This is a genomic window from Planctopirus hydrillae, from assembly GCF_001707835.1.
GTDB classification, from domain to species: Bacteria; Planctomycetota; Planctomycetia; order Planctomycetales; family Planctomycetaceae; genus Planctopirus; species Planctopirus hydrillae.
Genome location: NZ_LYDR01000063.1, coordinates 352,518 through 374,723, shown reverse-complemented (window position 1 = coordinate 374,723; position 22,206 = coordinate 352,518). Strand labels below are relative to the sequence as shown.

The 22,206-nt window shown below is 52.5% G+C and carries 18 protein-coding genes; 10 read left to right on the top strand and 8 right to left on the bottom strand.

Annotation, left to right across the window (positions count from 1 at the left end):
• Nucleotides 1-152: 152 nt before the first annotated feature.
• The gene (locus A6X21_RS24320; RefSeq protein WP_131818258.1) at nt 153-431 is read left to right on the top strand and encodes a hypothetical protein; all 279 of its coding nucleotides are present in this window, start codon (nt 153-155) and stop codon (nt 429-431) included.
• A gap of 27 nt (nt 432-458) precedes the next feature.
• Here A6X21_RS24320 and A6X21_RS24625 read toward each other — a convergent pair whose 3' ends face one another.
• Nucleotides 459-605, bottom strand: a complete 147-nt coding sequence (locus tag A6X21_RS24625) for a hypothetical protein (protein ID WP_165603735.1) — start codon at nt 603-605, stop codon at nt 459-461.
• Here A6X21_RS24625 and A6X21_RS08895 point away from each other — a divergent pair.
• From A6X21_RS08895 to A6X21_RS24310, 4 genes are all read left to right on the top strand, one after another.
• Complete coding sequence (locus tag A6X21_RS08895) at nt 604-1,227, top strand: Dph6-related ATP pyrophosphatase (protein ID WP_165603734.1); 624 nt, start codon at nt 604-606, stop codon at nt 1,225-1,227. The two genes, A6X21_RS24625 and A6X21_RS08895, sit on opposite strands and share 2 nt — an antisense overlap.
• 34 nt (nt 1,228-1,261) lie before the next feature.
• A complete protein-coding gene (locus A6X21_RS08890) occupies nt 1,262-2,191 on the top strand; it encodes a BtuF-related (seleno)protein (protein ID WP_068847223.1) in 930 nt (309 codons plus the stop codon).
• 226 nt (nt 2,192-2,417) lie between these two features.
• Nucleotides 2,418-3,497 (top strand): glycosyltransferase family protein, encoded by a 1,080-nt coding sequence (locus A6X21_RS08885; protein ID WP_068847222.1) that lies wholly within the window; start codon nt 2,418-2,420, stop codon nt 3,495-3,497.
• Between the two features lie 408 nt (nt 3,498-3,905).
• A complete protein-coding gene (locus tag A6X21_RS24310) occupies nt 3,906-4,175 on the top strand; it encodes a hypothetical protein (RefSeq protein WP_131818256.1) in 270 nt (89 codons plus the stop codon).
• A gap of 748 nt (nt 4,176-4,923) precedes the next feature.
• On the opposite strand, the gene A6X21_RS08870 is transcribed toward A6X21_RS24310, so the two are convergent.
• The gene (locus A6X21_RS08870) at nt 4,924-6,198 is read right to left on the bottom strand and encodes an outer membrane protein assembly factor BamB family protein (RefSeq protein WP_068847219.1); all 1,275 of its coding nucleotides are present in this window, start codon (nt 6,196-6,198) and stop codon (nt 4,924-4,926) included.
• A gap of 683 nt (nt 6,199-6,881) precedes the next feature.
• Between A6X21_RS08870 and A6X21_RS08860 the strand changes: the two genes are divergently transcribed.
• On the top strand, nt 6,882-8,909 hold the full coding sequence (locus A6X21_RS08860; RefSeq protein WP_068847217.1) for a sigma 54-interacting transcriptional regulator: 2,028 nt from the start codon (nt 6,882-6,884) through the stop codon (nt 8,907-8,909).
• 935 nt (nt 8,910-9,844) lie between these two features.
• Nucleotides 9,845-10,120 carry a hypothetical protein gene (locus tag A6X21_RS08850; protein WP_013110107.1) on the top strand — a complete coding sequence of 92 codons (276 nt, stop codon included), beginning with the start codon at nt 9,845-9,847 and terminating at the stop codon, nt 10,118-10,120.
• 136 nt (nt 10,121-10,256) lie between these two features.
• Here A6X21_RS08850 and A6X21_RS08845 read toward each other — a convergent pair whose 3' ends face one another.
• Nucleotides 10,257-11,591, bottom strand: a complete 1,335-nt coding sequence (locus A6X21_RS08845; protein WP_068847215.1) for a hypothetical protein — start codon at nt 11,589-11,591, stop codon at nt 10,257-10,259.
• 38 nt (nt 11,592-11,629) lie between these two features.
• On the bottom strand, nt 11,630-11,887 hold the full coding sequence (locus A6X21_RS08840; RefSeq protein ID WP_068847214.1) for a hypothetical protein: 258 nt from the start codon (nt 11,885-11,887) through the stop codon (nt 11,630-11,632).
• Between the two features lie 23 nt (nt 11,888-11,910).
• Between A6X21_RS08840 and A6X21_RS08835 the strand changes: the two genes are divergently transcribed.
• The 3 genes from A6X21_RS08835 to A6X21_RS08825 all read left to right on the top strand — a co-directional run bounded on the left by A6X21_RS08835 (nt 11,911) and on the right by A6X21_RS08825 (nt 16,350).
• On the top strand, nt 11,911-13,908 hold the full coding sequence (locus tag A6X21_RS08835; RefSeq protein WP_068847213.1) for an AAA family ATPase: 1,998 nt from the start codon (nt 11,911-11,913) through the stop codon (nt 13,906-13,908).
• A 127-nt stretch (nt 13,909-14,035) separates the two neighbouring features.
• Nucleotides 14,036-15,319 carry a GNAT family N-acetyltransferase gene (locus tag A6X21_RS08830; RefSeq protein WP_068847212.1) on the top strand — a complete coding sequence of 428 codons (1,284 nt, stop codon included), beginning with the start codon at nt 14,036-14,038 and terminating at the stop codon, nt 15,317-15,319.
• A 137-nt stretch (nt 15,320-15,456) separates the two neighbouring features.
• Complete coding sequence (locus tag A6X21_RS08825) at nt 15,457-16,350, top strand: cupin-like domain-containing protein (protein WP_068847211.1); 894 nt, start codon at nt 15,457-15,459, stop codon at nt 16,348-16,350.
• A 65-nt stretch (nt 16,351-16,415) separates the two neighbouring features.
• Here A6X21_RS08825 and A6X21_RS24620 read toward each other — a convergent pair whose 3' ends face one another.
• The 4 genes from A6X21_RS24620 to mutL form a co-directional block, all read right to left on the bottom strand.
• Nucleotides 16,416-17,720 (bottom strand): prepilin peptidase, encoded by a 1,305-nt coding sequence (locus A6X21_RS24620; RefSeq protein ID WP_068847210.1) that lies wholly within the window; start codon nt 17,718-17,720, stop codon nt 16,416-16,418.
• A 186-nt stretch (nt 17,721-17,906) separates the two neighbouring features.
• A complete protein-coding gene (locus tag A6X21_RS08815; protein ID WP_068847209.1) occupies nt 17,907-18,461 on the bottom strand; it encodes a shikimate kinase in 555 nt (184 codons plus the stop codon).
• Entirely contained in the window at nt 18,458-20,011 is a 1,554-nt protein-coding gene (gene aroE, locus A6X21_RS08810) for a shikimate dehydrogenase (protein WP_068847208.1), read from the bottom strand. The genes A6X21_RS08815 and aroE overlap by 4 nt, the downstream gene beginning before the upstream one ends.
• 51 nt (nt 20,012-20,062) lie before the next feature.
• The gene (gene mutL / locus A6X21_RS08805) at nt 20,063-22,141 is read right to left on the bottom strand and encodes a DNA mismatch repair endonuclease MutL (protein WP_068847207.1); all 2,079 of its coding nucleotides are present in this window, start codon (nt 22,139-22,141) and stop codon (nt 20,063-20,065) included.
• Nucleotides 22,142-22,206: the final 65 nt, after the last annotated feature.

Genomic DNA, 22,206 nt, shown 5'->3' with positions numbered 1-22,206 from the left:
CGATGAATTCGTCGTGTTATATGGTCGTTCCTTCAGAGGCCCAGGTCGATACATGGACCTCTGAAGCGTGATCAAAGAGTTTAATTCTATGGAAGCGAGTCTGGCTCAATATGGCAATGATCAAATACTTCAGGCAGTCGTCGATCTGCTCCATGATTCTATGTTTCATGCTGGCGGCCATCTGTTTTGGCTGTTCCTCATCGAAAGTCCAGGATGACGAACGACCGCTGACAACTTTTGTCCGGCAAGGGACAGGAGAGGTGAGAGAATTCCGAGTTCTTCCTGCAGGAGAAGAACAGGAGTGGTTGCCAGCTTTGTGGTGCCCCAGTTGCCAGAAATGGCAACCCATGCCACCTGGAGATGAATGGCAAAGAAACCCTGCGCTGCGGGTCTGTCCCAAGACAAAGACAGCACTGGTTCAAAAGCCCTGAGTTTCGATCTGGGAAACTTGATGGGCATTACGCGATGCCGTTGATGGTTTTCTGTGATTGCGGGTGTTGAGTTTGTGAATTGTTGTTGACTTGCTGAATACCCGCATTAATACGATCGGTACTTGTAATGCCCGTCAAAGTGGTCGTTTCCTGGAGTGGCGGTAAGGACTGCATGTTCGCCTTGCACAGGCTATTGTCACAGCCATTGGCTTTTGAAGTTCACTCGCTTTTCACGACGTATTGCGAAGAAAGTCGATTGTTAGCCATTCATGGGACACCCTTGAGCTTGATTCAGGCACAGGCCAGATCCATGAGTATTCCAGTTGATCTCATCCCTCTTCCTGATCAATCCTCGAACATCGAATACGAAACTCGCCTTGCGAAATATTTTTCCGAGCTCAAGAGCCTCGGGGTTAATCATGTCGTCTTTGGTGATCTTTTCGTGGAAGAGATCCGAGCCTATCGCGAAGGGCTCTGTGCTCGCCAGGGGATGACGTCTTTGTTCCCGTTGTGGAAGTTGCCACCAGAAGATGTCGTGCCGCTCCTGATTGCGGCAGGATATCGATCCATCGTATGCAGTGTGCTGGCACCTTGTTTGAATGCTGAAAACCTCGGATGCGAGCTTGATCATCAATTTCTTGAATCGTTGCCAGCAGGAGTGGATCCTGCTGGTGAGAATGGCGAATACCATAGCCTCGTGGTGAATGGCCCGCGGTTTCAATGGCCGATTGTGTATCGCCAGCAGGGGATTCGCCACGAGGGTGCTTACCGTCAGTGCGAATTCGGCATCGCCTGATGATTAATCGTTTCGTTTAAAGATAGAGCCAGCCATGCAGAGAAGACCCGAGCGGATTGTATCGCTGATCGCCAGTGCGACAGAAATTGTGGATCGTCTGGGATTGCTCGATGAACTCGTGGGTCGTTCTCATGAATGCGATTATCCGCCACAAGTGCTGAGTTTGCCCAAATGTTCTTCGGCCAAACTGGATGTGAATGGTTCCAGTCTTGAGATTGATCAGCGTGTCAAAGATGTGCTGAAAGATGCGACGTCTGTTTACAACGTGGATGTGGAACTTCTCAATCAACTTGAGCCGACTTTGATTCTAACGCAGACTCAGTGCGAGGTCTGTGCTGTAAGTCTCAAAGATGTGGAAGCCGCCATGTGCGCGGTGGTGACAAGTCAGCCTCGTATTGTTGCCTGTGAGCCCAACTGGCTGAGTGATGTCTGGAAGGACATTGAAAGAGTGGCTGTCGCTGCTGGAGTGGCCGAGCGTGGCGCTGAGTTAATTGCAGATTCACAGCTGCGATTGGACGAAATCTCGCAAACAGCGAGTGAAGTCACTCGAAGACCGCGAGTCGCCTGTATTGAATGGATGGAACCCATTATGGCGGCAGGAAACTGGGTTCCCGAACTGGTGACTTTGGCCGGTGGTGAGAATCTTTTTGGAGTAGCTGGGCAGCATTCGCCATGGATGACCTGGAATGAACTCCTGGCCTCGGATCCTGATATCGTGCTGGCGATGCCGTGTGGATTTGACATTCCGCGTATTCAGCAGGAATGGCCATGCCTGGCGAAACAGCCTGAATGGGCAAAACTGCGGGCTGTGCAGGAAAAGCAGGTTTACATCGTTGATGGCAATCAGTATTTCAATCGACCTGGGCCTCGACTGGTCGAATCGGCCGAAATTCTCGCGGAGATCTTCCATCCGCAGATCTTTTCCTTTGGTCATCGTGGAAATGCCTACATTCCATCGGAATGATCGTATTGTCTGGCAACTATTGCCGTGATGACCCAGGCTTCATTCGCATCATCCGCAAGGTTGATTCAAGGGCTGGTCTGTCTTGCGTCGATTCTGATGGGAAGACGAACGGTCGTTGGATGTTGCTGGAAAATCCCAGATATGACCTCGGGATCTTTCGATCTGACAGCGACGTAAATGATGATTGGTGTGTTGGTGACAACCATCGCTGGAGGAGGCTGCCATCATGCGAATACTCTACGGAGCTAATTCGCAGGGTCAGGGGCATCTTTCGAAGGCCGCCAGTCTCATTCCCGTTCTGGAAGCAAGAGGACATGACGTCCGGCTGATCACTTCCGGGCCAGCTCTCACTTCCAGTGGATATCAGTTCCGCTGGCATCGGCACTTCGCAGGCCTGCCTTACGCAGTTCATCAAGGACAGACCGATTTTCCGAAGACGGCGTGGAACTGGTTCAAGGAATCGCCCAGAACATTTGGCTGCCTTCGTGCCGTTCGGCAAATCGTCAGAGAGTATCAGCCGGATTTGATCATTAGTGACTTTGAACCGCTGACCGCCAGCCCGCTGCTGGCTCCTCGTTGCGAGGTTCTGGCTGTCAGCAGACAGGTGGCACTACTGGATCGTGATCTGGAGTTCCCGGCACACCTGGCGAAGAATGCACGTCTGGCTCGGGCCGCCATGCGATTGTTTACTCTCGGGGCAGACCGCTTTTTTGGATATCACTACGCCCCGACTTCTTATCGATGCCTTCCACCTGTCGTCCGCCCTGAAATTGTGCATTCGCAATCGAAGCGAGGTGAGCATCTTCTGGTGTATGCCCACTTTGCCGATTCCCGCAGACTCGTCGAGTGGGCTGCCAGAGAGAGAGTTCCCGTTGTGGCGTATGGCTTTGCCGCAGCGAGTTGGATCGAGCAAAAATGGGTTCAATTTCGTCAAGCCAGCCGCCAGCAGATGGAGCTGGATCTGTTGTCGGCACGGGCTGTCATCACGAGTGCAGGCTTCACCACGCCTTTGGAAGCTTACCTTCTCGGCTTACCCGTGACTGTGGTCCCTCTGCCCAATCAGTGGGAACAACAGGTGAATGCCTGGCAACTTGAGCAACTGGGGATTGCCCATGCCTGCCAAGACTGGGACTACGATTTCGCCTGGCGTCAGGAGGCGTCGGGACTGAATCTCTCCTTGCGCAGGTGGCTTTCGACTTCAATTGACTTCATTGCAGACCGAATCGTCGGCAAGGGACACAGTCCCCGCGACTGGACTGACCAACCTATTCGTCAGGCAGTGGGTACCTCGTATCGTGCGGCTTGAAGCCAGGTTCACGGGTGGAGATCCCGGTAACTGATCTGGACGAATGGCAAGCCAGCAAGGTAAAAGCCGTGGGCGAATTTAGGACACCGTCTGCCAAAAAAGTCAGGATTTTCTCTGGTGGGCTTCATGTTAACAGTAATGAATCCTTCCGACCTCATGGCCAGTCACGCGGAAATGCAAGCAACATCGAAGACTGTTGCGGTCGAACGGAATCAGCGATCGATGTGTGCATCATCGTGGCGTTTCGGGCTGTGGAGCCTGTTGCTGGCTATGACTGCGATCACCTCTTCATGCGCTTCGTGGCAGAATGATCGCCAACTGAGTTTTCAATCCTGCCCCTGGCCTGCCGGCCAGCAGGTTCGCGAAGTCTTAAAGATCGCTCCGCTTGGTACTGAGCGTGAAGAAGCGATGGCCAAGCTTCAGAAGGCGGGAATTCAAGGCAGTTACGGCGCTAATCAATCGATTTTTTACTGTGATGTTTGGCGCCGGGAAGATTCGATCTGGCACATCAATGTGGCTCTGCTCTTTGATGAGAACAATGTGATCTATGCGACGATGCCAGATATTGATGGGCAGATGGTGGAAAGTCCTAAGTCTGCCAAGGGAAAACCCCTCCTGAATCAAAATGCTGCAGAGCCCACTCAAAATGCAACATCCGACGATCCATTTTTACAATGAATCGCCGGATGGTTTGAGTACCCGGAAATCATCAACTGCTCGTCGCCTGTGCACTGCTGCCCAAGATCCATCAACGAGTAGCTTGCCATTGATGCTTATGGGGCATGTGGTGTCCAGGGGATCGAGTGAGTGGTTCTGAATCTGTCGCAGATTCCTTTTCAGACTCTGATGGCAGAAGCATCAGGCGACCATCACAGTGCCGGCAGGCCACCTTCAATCCGAGGTATTTCGGGGCGAACTTCAGTGACTTCTGGCAATGCGGGCAATCTGAATAAACGCTGTGATTCCTGAGAGCAGGGTTCGTCAAATCGAAGCAGAAATTCGATTGGCAATGCTTACAACTGACGATTTGCCCCTGATATTTGCGGTGAATGCGCAATTCTTTCTGACAGCCGGGGCAATCGATGTAGTAGCCTTCGAAGTTCAACTCCACAACAGTCTCAATGATTGGTAAGGGAACGAATTCCGGAGTCAAAATCGCTTCTGGCTGAAGTTCGGGATTCAGCAGGCAGCGACAACTGCGACAACGAATGATTCGCGGGGGGACATCCTCACCACATTGAGGGCAAGGACCTCCAGGCCAGGCAGGCATACGCCGTCCTTTGCTAAATGGAAGAGATTGAGAAAGTAACAACAGAAAATAAAGACGGGTGAAAAAAATGAGTCACCACTATTCAAAGAATCAGCACATCCCGTGCCAGCGGAGATCTATGGAGCACTGAGAGCGAAAAAGCTGCAATCAGATGAGTTATCGGGTCGGCGGCAGGGCGTAAAGTTTTGTAAATGTCTTGGCGTAGACCACACCATTGGAAACTGCCAGGGATGAGTAGGAACCCTCGTCGAGGCTGGTGTTTCCAAGCAATTTGAAGGTTGAATCGGCGGCGAGGCAAACGATCTTGCCATTTTCATCAATGTTGTACAGCCGATCATCGATCACGATTGGAGACGCTGTAAATTTCCCCCCGGCCCGCTCTGTCCAGATGGGTTCGCCTGTTTTGGGGTTGAAGCATGAGACGACTCCTCCATCGCCCCAAAGAAACAGAAGATCTTTATGGATGATCGCACAAGGGACGTAAGGCAAGAGTCGCTCGAGTTTCAACGCCACAGGGAGTTGGCCATCTGTCGGTTTCGCCAGTGGATCGATGATGTGGTACATCGTCCCTTTCCCCCCCTGACCTGCTCCAGCCACAATTCGGCCAGCCGTCACCAGTGGAGAGGCGACAGTTCTTTGGCGAAAGGCTTCACTCGTCCAGAGGACATCTCCTGTGTATGGATCGAGTGCTGTCACTCCGGAAACGCCGTTGACACAAATCAGTTGCGCAGGGGCGCCATTGGCAGGTTCGTAGATGGCCGGTGTGGCGTAAGACGTTTCTCTCGATTCGCGGGCTTTACGCCAGGCCACTTCCCCTGTTTTGCGGTGCAGGGCCACAATCGAACTGTCAGAGTCCTGATCGTTGGCCATGATCAGCAGGTTTTCAAAAAGAATTGGCGAGGCCCCCTGCCCGTGCTGTGATGCAAATGGGCCGAGATTGTAACTCCAGAGTTTCTTGCCACCAAAATCAAAGGCCTCCACAAGAAACCGCTCTGTATCTGCCCAGGCAATGTAAACACGCTCTCCGTCAGTGGTTGGAGAAGCATTGGCAAAGCTGCTTTTGGCGTGTTTTCCGTTGACTCCAAGAATCGTGGAGGCTGTCCACGCAATTTCACCAGTATCCGTCTTAATGGCATGTAAGGAGCGCTTGATCTTCTCGTTACTCACGACTTCAGCCGACGTCACAAAGACCCGGTTATCCCAGATGACAGGAGACGAATGGCCTTCTCCCGGGAGAGTGCAGACCCACTTGGCGGACTGTGGATCCCACTGAGTCGCAACTCCTTTTTCCGTTGACAGGCCTGTGCCGTTAGGCCCTCGAAATCGGGGCCAGTTTTCGGCCTGCGAAAACCCAGGAGTGAGCCAGCTGATTGAAATTGTCAGCAGTAGAGCGAGGAACGGGCTGTTCAGGTAAGGGCTGTAGTTGATCACTGTCGAGTTTCCTAATGCCAGAACTTTGTCTTTGCCGGCGTTTTCGCAGTCTTAAAGCTTGTGTTGATGCGGTTGATTCTGTGCCTGGGTGGACCAAGAGTGTCTAGTCATGAATCCGTAGGGCAATGATCTTCACGCAGCCAATCCCTTCACGCGGCCATTTCATGGTGACCAAGGTTGAGATGGCATTGTTGGATAATCACTTTCCCACGGGAACTCAGTGGACAGGAAGTTCGATCAACACTGTTCGCCCGTCCCTGCGAAGATCTTCAACGATGACTTGAGTTTCTGTGAAGTGCAAGAGCCGATCTCTCCTGAAAATCAATCTCCGCAAGATTTTCGAACGGCTCTCTTCAAACATGACGACCGAAGAGTCAGGGGTGATGGCTGAACACAGCAAATGACAGGTTTTCAATTTGCTCCAGCGACACAATGCCATTTGGACAATGCACGAACCACAGGTTACCGTGTTATAGTTGTTGCGTTTGGCTTTTTGCTGCGCCGGAACGACCAACTGAATAACCGACAGATTCCTGAGTTCCAGTTGTGACGACCGTAGAGACGGCTCTATGGTGTGAGAACACATTCCTGTACGAGAAATATGGCAGCGTGAAGATTACCATGGCCATGAAAAAATCCAGTGGCCTGGAAATTTTGTAGCTCCCTGATGAATTGCTGGCTTTATGTCTCAAGAGGTTATTACAAAAGCAGACCCCGCATACCTGGTTGTTCGCACCGGCGTGAAACGCGGTGATGTCTACCGATTGCCTCATAATCAGGTGACGACGATTGGCCGGGCGACCACTTGCCGCATCGTTGTCCAGGACGAAATCTGCAGCCGTAATCATTGTGAGCTGTTTTTTGACGTGAATTGCTGGCGCCTGCGGGATTGTGGCAGTCGCAATGGGACAAAACTGCGTGGTGAACGCATTTCCGGCGATGTGGAGTTGAAGTTTGGCCAGTCGTTTCAGATTGGCAGCACAATTTTTGGCCTGGCCGGAAGTCTGACACAGCGGTGGGATGATGACGATGGGTTGGATGAACCCATTGAATCTGACACGGTCGATGCACTCCGTGAGCGGCACGAAAGCGACAGCAATCCGGAGATCCTGCATCGACGGCGTCAGTCGCGTTTCCGGCAACCTGTGGACGCTGCCGCCAGAGATAAGACTTCGCTTGAGCTTTCGAGGTTGTATCGACTGGCTTTGGAAATGGGCTCAGCCACAACAGCTCAAGGCCTTTCGGAAATTGTGCTTGAAGGTCTCCTCAATGCATCATCGGCCACCATCGGGGCCATTTTGCTGATGAGTTCGAGCCTCGCCAAAAATTCTGGCGGCAATGATCAACTTTCGGTTGTGGCTTATCGAGCTCAAAACCATCAGCCCTACCATCCGGTATCGGATTCATTATCGCAGATTGTTCTCAAGGATCAGGAAGCGGTTCTGGCTCGCGATATTTCTTCGGATGATCGATTTCTGGACCGGGACAGTCTGGGTGAGATCGAGGCGCAGAGTGTTATTTGTGCACCTGTACGCACGGCAGAAAAGGTGTACGGGCTCATTCATCTTTACTCAACGGATAACGTGAGCCAGCTCGAAGTCGACGACCTGGAGTTTACATTAGCTGTGGCGGACCAGATGGCCGCTGGTCTGGAACAGTTGCAACGTGTCGAGAAGCTTCAGGCAGGTTTGCAGCGTGCCGAGGTCGAGAATCAGACGCTGCGTGAGCAATTACGCAGTGAGATGGATCTGATTGGCGAAAGCCCGGCTATGCAGCAGTTGAAAAACCGGATTGCCCGCATTGCTCCGACAGATGCAACCGCACTCATTCGGGGTGAAAGTGGCTCTGGCAAAGAATTGATCGCGCGAGCGATTCATTTGCATAGCAACCGTCGGGGTGGCCCTTTCATTACGATGAACTGCGCTGCACTTTCCGAGAGCTTGCTGGAAAGCGAGCTGTTCGGCCATGAGAAGGGCTCATTTACAGGTGCCGTTGGGCGCAAATTAGGGAAATTTGAACAGGCCCATCAAGGGACGATTTTTCTTGATGAAGTGGGCGAAATGAGCCCGGGAGTTCAGGCCAAATTTCTGCGAGTCTTGGAAGGGCATCCATTTGAAAGGGTCGGCGGCGGTGACCCGGTGCATGCCGATGTTCGCGTTGTGGCTGCAACGAATCGCGATCTGGAGAAAGCTGTTTCCGAAGGAACCTTCCGTCAGGATCTTTACTTCCGGTTACAGGTGGTCGAATTGGTGGTGGAACCACTGCGTCGGAGAAAACTCGATATTCCGCTGCTCGCGAATTACTTCCTGAACAGGTTCGCTCGAAAAATGGCGAGGAATATGGTCGGGTTTACTCCCGGAGCGATGCAGGCGCTGATTGAATATGACTGGCCCGGAAACGTGCGAGAACTGCAGCATACCATCGAGCGGGCAGTGATCCTTTGTCCTCATGAGGCGGTTGGTCAGGCCGACCTGCATCTTTCGGCACTTGGAACAACCGGCAAATCTGTGGAGCCTGCCCGCGACATCTCGACGAGGCAGACTTTTGAAGCTTTACCCTTGGAGATTGTTGAGCAGCAGCACATTCTGGCGACATTGGAATGGACCGGATGGAACAAGTCTCAGGCCGCTCAGATATTGGGAATTGAACGCTCGACGCTGGATCGAAAGCTGAAGCGTTATGACGTCGAGAGGCCTCGCGAGAGAAACTGAATTTCAAATGGTGGTGGGGCGTTAATTTTCCCAAGAAAATTTCTTGAGGCCAATTTGGGAAAAAGGCCGGAAATCAGCGGGAAACTGATAAAAAGTCAGTGGTCATGGGAACTGGAGCCAATTCTGCATGCAGATCGTGTGAAAAAATTGTTGACAAAACCGGCCAGGAACGCACAATACGTCGTCAACAAAGAGTCCTGCCTCGAAGCCCACGCCTTGAAATCACACAATTTTGTGACGCAACTCGCAACTGATTGCCGATGGGTGCTGACGATGTCGCATCCCGCACAGTTGCAAAACATCGGTCTGAGTTCACGATGTGCGTCCACTGGTCCCGCCGGCATGATGCTGGTGAGGTTGCCAAGCTGGAGTGATCGAATGGAGTGATTTCGCCGGTGGGGGGCATTGGCCCTTCTTGTTCGCCTCTATTCTGGCACAATTTGTGACAGGTGGATGTTGATCGCGAAGATGATTCAATGTGCCATTGCACTGGTTGATTTGAAAGCTGGCTAAGAGATCGAGAGCCAGTTGAAATGATGGGGCTGTGTGGTCATTTGTCCAACTTTGACCGGTTGTAACGGGTCTGTTGAATGATGATCGATAGCAACATACTGAGTGAAAGGTGAGGTTTGAATGGTGCGAAGAACAGGTGAGTGGTACGGAGTTTCAATCACCATCTGATTTTGTCTCGATAGCCATCAGACTTCACAAAAAGTTTTCACCCAGAGTTTTTTCGAATTAGATTTTTGGTTTGTGTTCGTACTCAGTGTGTAGACAGCGGCTGCCTGAATTCGTGTTTTCTAGAATTCGTGTTTGAGTGAGCCGCTGGATTTGGAAAATCGATGTCGAAGCGATTCGGCATCTTTGAGCATAAGTTTCAGCGTTCTGAAAACATTAGACTTCATCAATTTATCAGTAGAAAGGAGTGATCAAAGATGGCTCGCGATTTTGATCTCGATGATCTGGAAGAAGAGACCCTGGGCTACGGCGAAGAAGGTGAAGAGTTAGAGGGTGAGTTCGAGCATATTGACTTCGAAGCCCTTGGAATTGATCCTGCTCGTCCAACCACAGCAAAGCCAGGTTCCGAAGATAAAGTTCTGATGCTGGCTGCCCGCTATTCCGCTGGTGTCCCACTCTGGAACACAGATGATTGCTACGATCATGGTCCTGCCGAAATGTTGGCACGACTTGCCCGTGGAGCAAAAGCCTAGTATTCGGACCTATGCTAATGAAATTGCTGCTTGAAGCAGCGAATTCAAGACTTGATCAAACCTCAAGCAATTTGCTTGAGGTTTTTTTGTTTCTGAAGGAAGCGTCTTGACTCTGCCGATGGATGCCGGCAAACGTTCAAAATCCACCCGCAGGAACAATCTCGCGATCCCGAGGCATCTGTGCAGAGCCAGTTCCTCGTTGATTTCGTGGCCCATCCTGAAGAATGGGAGCAGAACGAGGATCGACTGGTGTGGAGGGCCGCAGTATTTGTGGGGGTAAGCCACTCGTCGATTCTCTGGTAAGGAGAGGTTGTCGTTCTGAGCTTGGTCGACTCTCGTCAACAGGTCTGGATGGATTCCCTCTCCATGGGCCGGGCCAGTTCTCCAGAAGTGTCTGTGCCACAATCTGTGAATACTGTTCAATTGCCGCCTGTTGCTGATTGCCTGCCGGCGAAGTGGTCATGGCATCCGAAAGATTCTGATCGTTCCAGGTCGACGTGGCGTTAATCAGTGGAAGTCGATGTGACTGGCAGAACTCAGAGAGGAGCTTGGCAAAACTCTGATCTTCAGGTGTTCTCTGTGAGACCGGTGAGGTGATTACGATCACCGGGGTGTTTGATTGTTTGGCAAGATCGAGAATTGTCAGGATCGGACGCAACGTATGCTCAGTTCCACTGATCAATGCTTTCTGGCTGTCTGGGCTGCTGAACGAACCGGGGGAGCGTGTCGGCAACTGGTCTTCGTTGAACTTTTCTGCTGTCTGTGAATGCCACAAGTGGGCGGTCCAGGCGATCGTCAGGTCGATTAATCGCCAGCGTTCGCGCCAGTCTCTTCCTGGTTGAGCTGCTGAAGGGGCGGTCAGCGACGGATGAGTACAACACAAAGGGCGGCCATCGACGGATGCGTGTGTAAAACGACGCAATTGGCGGTCGCGCTCAATGGCGGATCGATCAACGTGAATCAGGATGAGATCGGGTTCCGTGCTGGCCCAGTCGTTCATGTACTTGAGCGCCATCAGCAGTGGGCAGCTTTCGGGAAATCCACCATTGATAATTTCGACGGGTGCTGGCGATCTGGTTTGCAGGAATGTTCGCACGAGGTGCGGTGGAGTCAGTGATTCATCGAGCATGGGAGCTAAAACGGTTTCATTTCCCAGCCAGAGCACGCGAAAGGTTCCTTGAGGCTTGGGCGTCTGCAATTCTTCACCCCGTCCCCCTCGGCTGTTGGTGCGAAATCGAACAGTTTGGCCATTCGTGCCGGGCCAGGTTCGTTCGATACGGGGGATGAGTTCCTGGTATTGCCTCGCGGAGGGCACAAGCAGGGTGGAAAGTGAAGAAGCGGGTTTGGGGCTGTGTTCAGGAGCGTAGGCTTCCCACACTCTCAGCCCGACCTCCATGCCGCAAATGGACATAGTCAGCAAAAGTGTGGCTTTAACAAATTGTGTAACCCAACCACAGGCACGCAAAATCATTGCGGCCTCTCCTGTTCAGATTCCTTCCTGAACTCTTTTCAGGCCAAAGCCCAAATCTGCATTCTGGAGAAGTGTCTATGGGACTGAAGGGAACGCCATCCGATGCGTAAATTAATCCCTGAATTGACCAGCATGAGAGTATTGGCATTCATCTGTTCAATCAAGATCGCTTTGGGCAGGTTTTCATGCTTGCAGAGCGTTCGATACTCACGCAAGCTGTGCATGAAATCGCTGGTGGCGGAAAGTATCGAGTTTTCATCGAGAACCGGCAGTTTTATGACAGAGCGCTGAGCCAACTTCTCTGAATTCCGAGGGATTCATGTCAAACTTTGCTGCCGATCTTGTGGGGCGTATTCGAGCGGGCTATCCACTGGTTGTGATCAAGACACACGAAGAGGAACGCTGCCTGGCCATCATTCGCCAACTTTCGGAAGAAGAATCCTGGGAATTGCGTGAGGGAATGCCGGCTGAACATCAGCCCGATCTTGCCGCCACGAGACCCATCGATTCGGCTCAATGGGTTGCGGGTGCCGAGGTCGCGGCGGAAGGTCTGGTCTGGCTCATCTGTCGGTTAGGCCGCTTTCTCGATTCACCGCAGGCCATTCGAGATTTTCGTGAAACGGTCACCACGGCACTTCGTCGGCGGCAGACGCTGATCGTTATTGATCCTGAACCGGATCTGCCAGTGGATGTCGAAAAGCTGGCCATTTCAATGGCCCTCCCTTTGCCTGATCTTGCCGATTTGAGACAGATTTTGCAGGAGTACAAGGAAGAATCTCTCGCAATGCATCAACAGGTTGAGCCTTGGAGCCACGAAGAGGAAGACTCCCTGCTGAAAGCGCTCGCCGGTCTGACCTGGCATGAAGCCCGCATGGCGATTCGCCGGGCGATGCTTGATCGCAAAACCGTCGATGATGAAGTCGTTCGTCTGCTGATTTCCGAGAAGAAAAGCCTCGCTTCCGGATCGGAGTTCTTGACCTTTTACGATCTCCAAGAAGGTATCCACGATGTTGGTGGACTCGATCAACTCAAGGAGTGGTTGACCCAAAGATCAAAGGCTTTATCGCCCTCCGCCCGAGAACAAGGGATCCCTGCCCCTAAGGGAGTTTTTCTCCTGGGGGTTCAAGGGTGCGGAAAGAGTCTTTCTGCACGCGTGACAGCCAGAGTCCTGGGGTTTCCTCTGGTGCGACTCGATGTCACTCATTTACTGGCTGGCCAGCGTGGTGGGCCGGAAGAAAATCTGCGAAAAGTCCTGCAGACGATGGAAAATCTCGCACCGGCTGTCCTCTGGCTCGATGAAATCGAAAAAGGCTTTGCAGGAGCCGAACAATCATCCGGTGGAGCGACGGACTCCACAATGGCCCGCCTGCTGGGAACGTTTTTGACTTGGATCAGTGAAGTCGAGCAACCTGTCTTTCTGGTCGCAACAGCCAATTCTGTGGAATCTCTTCCTCCGGAACTGCTGCGCCGTGGTCGATTCGATGAACTCTTTTTTATCGACTTACCCAACTTTGATGAGCGGTTGAAAATCCTGCAGATCCATCTCGAAAAGCGAGGCTGGCAACCTTCCCTGTATGATCTCGATCAGTTGGCACGACAGACTGATGGCTACAGCGGAGCTGAACTGGAGCAGATTGTCAGTTCAGCGATTGTGGAATCTTTCAGCCATGGTCGAATTCTTGAAATGGAAGACCTTGAGAAAGCACGTCGATCTCTGATTCCGTTGTCGATCACTGCCGAAGATCAGGTTTTTGCGATTCGCCAGTGGGCGGAAGGTCGTTGCCGCAAAGCGACCAGCGATCATCGGGTTGTCCGCATGCTCGACGATGAACAGCAGGCCGAATTACGCACAATTTCCGCAACTCCTGCCGTAACGACAGAGGCTGCGGAGGCATGGCAACAATTGGCAGCTCACGGCCAACTGAAGGCTGCGATTGTCGAGTATGTCAGACGAACCGGTGAGGCGGGCGTTGTTCCTCTGGCCGATAGCTTTGATCGATTTCAACCCACCAAAGGCGACTATGGTTTACGGCTGAAGCACCCGGCGGGCGTCCTTGTTGCGGCCGGCTTGTCTCGGGATTTTGCCAATCTTCTCATTGAGCTGTTCTCGTCGAGAAGGCTCTATTTAAGAGTCGTTCCTCCCGCGCATGAACTGGTGCAAGTCCCATTAAGGCTCGCTCTTGTGGATGCTGTCCCCTCGGAAGCACATGCGAAACCGGTCTTTCTTCCCTGCACGTTGCGACTTTCGCCAGATGTTCGTAACGCTAGATCTCTACAGGAGTTAAAAATCGTCAGGCTCGGCACTCAAGCTGAATAACCGGCGGCAGAAGAACTCAGCGAACGCGGTCCGATTTGCCTCATCCGGTTCTTGAACTAGCTTTACCTGTAGTGAAGGTCATTGCGGGATCAACGTGGTCCCGAGATCAAGCGGCAGGAAGAGGCACATGGGGATGGGAAGCGCTGCAGCCGGAAAAGTGAGGGCGGAATCATCTGCTTCACCCCCTGAGACTCCTTCGGCAGTCACGTCGATTCCCAAAGCTGATGGTCACATCCAGCGTAATAAACGACGGATCCACGAAACCGATTTCCGCATGGAAATCGTTACCGATCATGCCCGCCTGCAAGAAATCATTCCACAGTGGAGTGAATTAGCCAGTCGGTCGATCGAGCCCAATCCTTTTTATGAGCATTGGTTTGTCCTGCCGGCGCTGCGACATTTTCCGCACGATCCGGGACTTCGCTTTATTCTCATCTGGCAATCGGGATTGCGGCCCGGAGAATCCGAAAAGCTGGTCGCGATGTTCCCTCTCCAGCGTCAGCACAAGACATGGCAGCAGCCGCTGAATTGTGATCGACTCTGGCAGCATGATTACACGTATCTTTGCACTCCCCTGGTTGATTCTGAGAACACAGCGATCATTCTGACCGAGTTCTTCAAGTGGACTCGGACAACAGCCTGCGGTGCCAGTTTTCTCGAGTTGCCGCATATCCATGGTGAGGGGCCATTTCAACACGCTTTACTCGAAGCCATGGAGCGACAATCGGTCTTTTCGCTCGTATCTCATCAATATGGCCGGGCGCTGTTTCGAAGAGCCGCCAGTGCCGAGATTTATCTGGATCAGGCCACCACATCGCATCACCGTCAGGAACTCCGGCGGCAACGTCGTCGGCTTGCTGAACAGGGGCAATTTGAAACGCTTGAATTGAATGCCGGTGAGAATGTTGACCCCTGGGTCGATCTGTTTTTGCAGCTTGAAGGTGGAGGATGGAAAGGTCAGCAACAGACGGCGCTGTCATCGCTCTCTCACCACGCACAGTGGTTTCGTGATGTCTGCCGGGCAGCTCAGGAACGTGGACAATTGATGATGCTGGGGCTGTTTCTTAATGGCCAGGCAATCGCTGTCAAATGCAATTTTCTGGCGGGAGATGGTGGCTTTACATTCAAGATTGGATTTGACGAAGCCTATGCCAAATTCTCTCCCGGGGTCCAACTCGAAATTGAGAACATTGGCTTTGCTCATCAGAAGCCCGATTTGAATTGGCTCGATTCGTGTGCTGCTCCTGGCCACTTCATGATCTCGCGGCTCTGGCCCGAGCGACGAACGATTCAGCGACTGCTTGTCTCGACGGGCCGCTGGGGTGACCTTTCCATGGCCGCTCGCTTTGGATTGCGTGCCTTGCGAAGGGTCATTAAGCCCCCACAACAAACCGCAATGGCAGAAAATTAGTTTCTCGAAACCTGGCAGATCAGACCTCACTGAGTTTTACATGCAGCGATAAAGCCACATTGCGACTGGCGACCGAATCAACCTTGTGCGAATTCCACGTTGAATGCTTGAAATGCTCTCATCCTAAAGGCGTGATCATGTTGACTATGACTTCTCCGAACTCTCTGCGGACATCAGCAATTGCCGGAGAGAATTCGACTCTGCTCGAGTGGGATACTGCCGAGTTTGATCGCTGCTTCAACAAGCAGCCATTTCTCATTCGGCATCGTCTCTGCGAAAACCCGCTGTTTTCCGTAGAACGATTACTCAAGCTGGCCCAGGAACTTCCTGAAAACGACATCGAATACAATGCCGGCAACTTACCGATCAATCAGGATCCGGACCTCACGCCTCGCAATGGTCTCAGTGTAGCCGATACTGTTCGGCGGATTAAGGAATGCAAGTCGTGGATGGTTCTCAAGCATGTGGAAAACGATCCCGCCTACGGCAAAGTGCTGGACGACTGCCTCGCTGAAGTTCGTACCCAATCAGAAGCCATTGTCCCGGGCATGATGTCAGCTCATGCCTACATTTTTCTCACTTCTCCTGGTTCCATCACGCCTTATCATATGGATCCGGAACATAATTTCCTGCTCCAGATTCATGGCAGCAAAATCGTTCATCTGTTTGATGGAAATGACCCGTCGATTGTTTCCCAGGAAGACTTCGAGCGCTTTTATGGTGGACGGGTTCGCAATATGACTCTGGCTGATGAGAATCGCTCAAAATCATGGGTCTTTGATCTGCAGCCCGGCTATGGACTTCACTTCCCAGTGACCTATCCACACTTCGTGCAAAACTGTGAAGAGGTCTCGGTATCGCTGAGCATCACCTTCCGGACACCCGACCTGGATCGCCGTCTGGGTATTCACTCGATCAACTGGAAGCTCCGTCAGCGTGGCTGGAAGCCCGCCCCTGTTGGTAAGCATCGACTCCTCGATTGGGGCAAGTATCAATACTATCGAGCGGCCCGCCGCCTGAACATGATCTGATGGTTCGAGCGATCAGGCGTATCTTGAGCATGACTCAGCAAGGACAGCCCTTCATGGGCTGTCCTTCAGTTTTTCCATGGAAGCGTATGGCCTCGCCACTTCGCACTGTGTATGCGTCCCTGGCTGGCTAACTCACCATTCCATGTAGAATTGGATCCTGGTTGACTCATCGTCGCTTCCGGTTGACGGTTGGCAAAGAAGATCAACTGGTCGGCACTTGTCCATTCGTCTTCGATGGGCCATTCATCGCGAATCCCCAATAAACGCTTCATCCCCTGCACCAGCCAGAGCGAAGCGATCAGCAGTACCAGCATCACTGCACCAATGATGAAAAGTAACGGCCCCATCGCAAAGAATTTCTCGGCTCGCGTCATGATCGGTTGCCAGCCAAGAATCACGACGAGTGTGGCGAAACTCAGGTACGGTCCATAGGGCATTGCCCGATTTTTGATCCATGGGAAGGTGACCCCCAGGGAGAGAAGAGCCACTGCTGGTGCCAGAAAGAACACCACAATTGAGGCTTGCCAACCAACGTAAATGCCGATCACCCCTCCCAGAATGACATCGCCAAACCCCATGGCCTCTTGACCAAAGACCCAATGTCCCAGGATTCTGACAAGCCAGATCATACCAGCGCCAACCATCAGGCCTGTCAGGCTGAAGATGATGGCATGCCATCGAGGCCATACAGAAATCCAACTCGGGATGCTCCATGTCTCCCACCAGCTCAACATTCCTTCCGGGAAGAACAGGCCCAATGTGCGGATCAGTTCCGGATCGTGAAACCAGACCGGCCAAAGCGCTGTCATCCCTGTAACTAAGGGCATGGCGAGACCAAAAATCGCCATGGGGACCGTCACTCCATCGGGAATGATCTGAAGATCAAAATCGATCAAGGTGGCAACGAGCAGCCCTTCGATCAGTACTAGAAAATAAACGTAATGCCATAACGCACGAGTGAAGATTCCGTCACGGCTGACGACCGTTGCATCTCCCGGGAGCAGTTCAGTCCAGACACAACTCGCTGAGGCTTCGTGAAAGTAGCCTTGAGGCACGATGGCAAGATAGAGCACGACCCACAAAATGCCATTGAGGGCTTCGATTGCCGGGTACCGCCACGAAATCCGAATTCCACAAGCCCGACAGCGGCCCCGAAGTAACAACCAACCCAGAATCGGGACATTATCTCTCGAAAGAATCGGCGTCCGACAACCCGGGCAGGCTGAAGGAGGATAAACAACCCCCTTGAGTGATTGAATCCAGTCGTCATGGCGTGGAATACGCCAGACAGCAACATTCAGAAAACTCCCGACCATCGAACCCAGAATAAAGAGCGTCGAAAGGATGAACCACGCAGGGAGATCGAGCATGCATTCCCTTCGGGATGTCGTTTTGAATAGTGGAGTACTTTGAAGTCTTGATGATCACCAACAATCTGCCGAAAGTTGCATGCTTATGCAATTGTGCAGTCTGTAAATCCAAATACAGAAGTCGTCGTGATCAGGTCAATCACCGTCCGTGCTGTCGATCAGATTCCGACAATCTCAGCGGCGTGTTTAGATTTTCAAGTCGGACAGTTTTTCCAGGGTTTCTCGCACGATTTGTGCCTCATCCCGTTCATCGGTCGTGACATCAAACGAAGCCGTCTCTTGATAGAAGGGTTCTCGCCTGGCGAGGAGGGTGGTCACTTCGTAGAGCATTTGTTCTTCTGGTGTGAAATCAGCTTGAGTGGCAGCCAGTAACGCGGGACGTTGATGAGCCGTGGCCGAGTCGAGTCTCAGCCTTGTGCAGATGGTTCGTGGTGTCGCCTTTAACCAGACCACCGGGCCAGCCGATTGCAACGCTGTTCGATTCTCAGGCCGCAGGATGACTCCTCCACCCGTTGAAAGTACGAAGGATTCTGTCGAGTTGGCCAACTCATGAATCAGATCGGCTTCGAGCTGTCGAAAAACAGCCTCCCCATCGGTCGCGAAGATCTCGCTGATCTTGCGACCTGCCCGTTCCTGCAGCAATCGGTCGGCGTCGATAAATTTCAACTGCAGATGTTCCGCGAGCTTCGCTCCGATGGTTGTTTTGCCGGTGCCACGATAACCAATCAAGGAGATCTTCATGAGTCGCTCACTTGTCCGTTAGCCGCATTTCCGTCGGCAGCCGCAGGATCGGCGAGCAGATCGTCATGTCGAACAGGCGAAATCAATCGACGGAATATCGTGCGGACATCATCGAGCGAGAGCTTGAGCCCGGTAAACAATCGGAACTGTGCAGTCGCCTGGCGGATAAACATCTCTACGCCCGTGACTGTCGTGCAGCCACGATCACGCGCATCTTTGATCAGCAAAGTTCGCTCGGGTGTGTAAATCGTGTCGAATACCAGCATCCCCTCGCGCAGCCAGTGAATGGGAAATGGGGATTCATTCAAGTTCGGGTGCATACCCACGGGCGTGCAATTGATCAGAATATCGGCAAATTCAGACCCGCGGTTTTCCCAGGTAATGGCCCGCCCGCCGATTTGATCAGCCAAAGCTTGAGACCTCTTCAACGTGCGGCTTGCCACCACGGTAATGGCTTCACTCTTCTGCATGGCCATGCCAATTGCTTTGGCAGCACCACCGGCACCCAGCAATAAGACACGCTTGCCAGCCAGGCTTTCTCCAGGTTTAAGGCCGCTGAGAACGGCATCGAGTGCCGCCTGGTAATCGGTATTCGAACAGGCCCAATGGCCCGCCTGATCGCGATAGACCGTATTTGCAGCGCCTATCGCCCGGACGAAGTCATCACACATCGGGTATTTCTGAAGCACAGATTCCTTGTGAGGGATCGTGGCACTGTAGCCAGTAAAACCGAGTTTTTCGTAGGCGTCGAGTGTTTCACTCAGTTCTGAGGCCGAAACTCGCAGTGGCAGGTAAACACCATCAAAACCAGCCTTTCGCATGAGCGTATTGTGCAGGAGTGGACTCAAGCTGTGGGCCACCGGGTCTCCCAGAACACCCAGCAGAATCGTCTTGCGGGAAATCTGTTCGTAGCGGAACATTTTCCGCATTTCGTCGAATGAAAACTGACCAGGAGCCAGTTCGCGTTCTTTATTGAAAGTCGCGTAAGTGAATGGCGAACCAAAGGCACCACACAGGACACGGGTGAGCATCCCCTTCTCGCCCATGCAGAAGCCTACTGTGGGGACTTGTGCGCCCTCGACGAGTTTGAGCATGCGGACACAATCCTCAGCCCTGTTCGCCATGGTCACGATCTTGACAAGATCCGCATCAAGTTTGCACATCTGTGCATACTTCTCTTCCAGGTCATCAGGAGTCTGGTCGAAATCGTGATGGCTGATAATCCGTTTGGTCTTGCCATATCTGCGGATCTGCGGGGCAATATCGGCTTCGATATCGACATAATCAGCCCCGGAAAGAATGGCGGTACGCAGGATTGTCTGCCGCTCTTCTTCTGTACCGCGAAAGCGACCGCGATCTGTCAAACGACGACAAGTGACAATCGTGGGTGTCGGCCGATCAGCGAGTAATCGCTTCATATCGGGTGTTCGCGACAGATAATCCACCCGGAGTTCCACCAGCTCGGCACCTTTTTGCGCCAGTGCCTGATGTTCCGCAATCATCATCTGGTGCCGGGTGCGGCCTATTCCAACACAAATCTGCGACGCCACGATATGCCCTATCAATTGATGCGTGGATAGAAATCGTCATTCAAACAGCCATCAGGAACCCAGACGTCCAAATTGCCGATCAAGTTCGGTTCTTGACAGATTGAGTGCCGTAGGCCGGCCATGAGGACAATGATGAGCATCAGCGACAAGATGTCGTTGTCGCAACAGCTCTTCGATTTCCTCCTGGCTCAACTTCTGCCCCGATTTTACAGCCGCCTTACAAGCCATCATATTCAGTAGTTCATCCAGAATATCGCGATGAGCACTTTCCAGTGATGAAGACTCCAATTGTTCCGCCAGATCACGAAGCAATTGCTCCTGATTCAGTTTCCCGAGCATTGCCGGGTAGGCCGAAAGAAGAATGGTTCCCTGCCCGAATTCGCAAATCTCGAATCCCAGTTGATCTAACGCTTCCCGGCAATCGAGGAGCAGGCTGGATCCCCGAAAGCCCAGGGAAATCGGTACCGGGATGAGCAGTCGCTGCGATTCCATGGCCTTGCTATGCACTCGACGGCGGAATTCTTCGTAAAGAATTCGTTCATGCAAGGCATGCTGATCGATGACCGTCATCCCTTCCGGAGTTTCAACAACCAGATAGCAATCATGAATCTGCAGAGCTCGCACACCTTCGAGGAATTCCGTCGAGAAATGATGGTTCTGGCTCGCAGAGGCATGAGAAACTTCCGAGGTTTCCCCAGCCTGAGAGGAGTCATGTTCAAAATCAGATTTCTCGGGCTGAACTGCGCATGCCGCCTCGTCGATCTCTGACCTCTCCATGCCACCCGTCGATTCGGAATGGCCTGGCTGATCAAAATGCGATGGTGAATTGACTCTGTTGACGATCCGGTGAGTCGCGGCCGACCATTCCAGATTCTCAGTCTCGAAGCGATTCAACCCGGGAGCGATTTCCGGGCTCCAGTCGGAAGTTCCACGATCCACCGTGGTCGATGAAAGCAATGAAAGTGGACTGTTGGCGATAGTGCCACTGACCGTTGATCCAACCATGAGGGGAGACCCGGCGATCTCAGCCGTTTTGAAAAGTTCGGTCTTTGCCCATTGGGAGAACTCCTTCTGGATTTCGTTCTGCTCTTGAGGATCGACTGTACTGGCTTCAGCAGGCACCTTGAGCTTGCTGTCGAGATCCATACCAAGAAATCGATTGCGCAGTGATGAGAGCATGAGACGATAGATCGACTGCGGATCTTGAAAGCGCACTTCCACCTTGGTGGGGTGCACATTGACATCGACATCAGCCGGGTTGAGTTCGAGAAAGAGAAAACAGATCGGATGACGCTGCACCATGATCAGGCCGCGATAAGCTTCGGACAGAGCATGTTGAATCGATCGATCCTGGAACCAGCGTCCGTTCAAGAAAAGATGCTGCCATTTCCGCGTGGCTTTATTGACAGCCGGATGGCCGACATAACCCCAGAGTCGCATTTCTCCGAGTTGGTGATCAATCGAGATCAACTGCTCGGAAATGGCCGTACCGTAGAACATTTCGAGACGGTCAATCAGTCGATCTGTAGCGGGGAGTTCGTAGACAATTTTATCGTTGTGACGGAGCACCATGTGAACATGGGAGCGAGCCAGTGCAATCCGGGTAAATTGCTCACTGATGTGTCCGAATTCGGTGGCATCGCTCTTGAGAAACTTTCTGCGGACAGGCGTATTGGCAAATAACTGACGAATCTCGATGCAGGTCCCGGCAGCACAGCCGCATGGAACGACATCTCCCCGCTCACCCAGGTTGACGACCAGCTCCGATCCCACATCGCTATCTGGTATTCGCGACCGGATTTTCAGTTGACTCACTTCGGCAATCGACGCCAGAGCCTCGCCACGAAAACCGAGTGTGGAAATCTGAAACAGATCGTCAGCCGTGCGGATCTTGCTGGTCGCATGTGTGGTCACAGCGAGGAGAATGTCATCCGCGTGAATGCCTCCTCCATCATCGGTCACACGAATGTATTCGCTGCCACCTGCGCCAATATCGACTTCGACCCGAAGTGCGCCGGAATCGATGCTATTTTCGATCAGTTCTTTCACCACGCTGGCAGGGCGCTCGATCACTTCGCCTGCTGCGATTTTGTTCACTACACTGTTGGAGAGTTGTTGTATCCGACCCATAGCGATCTCTTGGTTGCCCTTTTCGCTCTCTGTTTTCTGGCGGAATCATCCCTGTTGAAACTCCG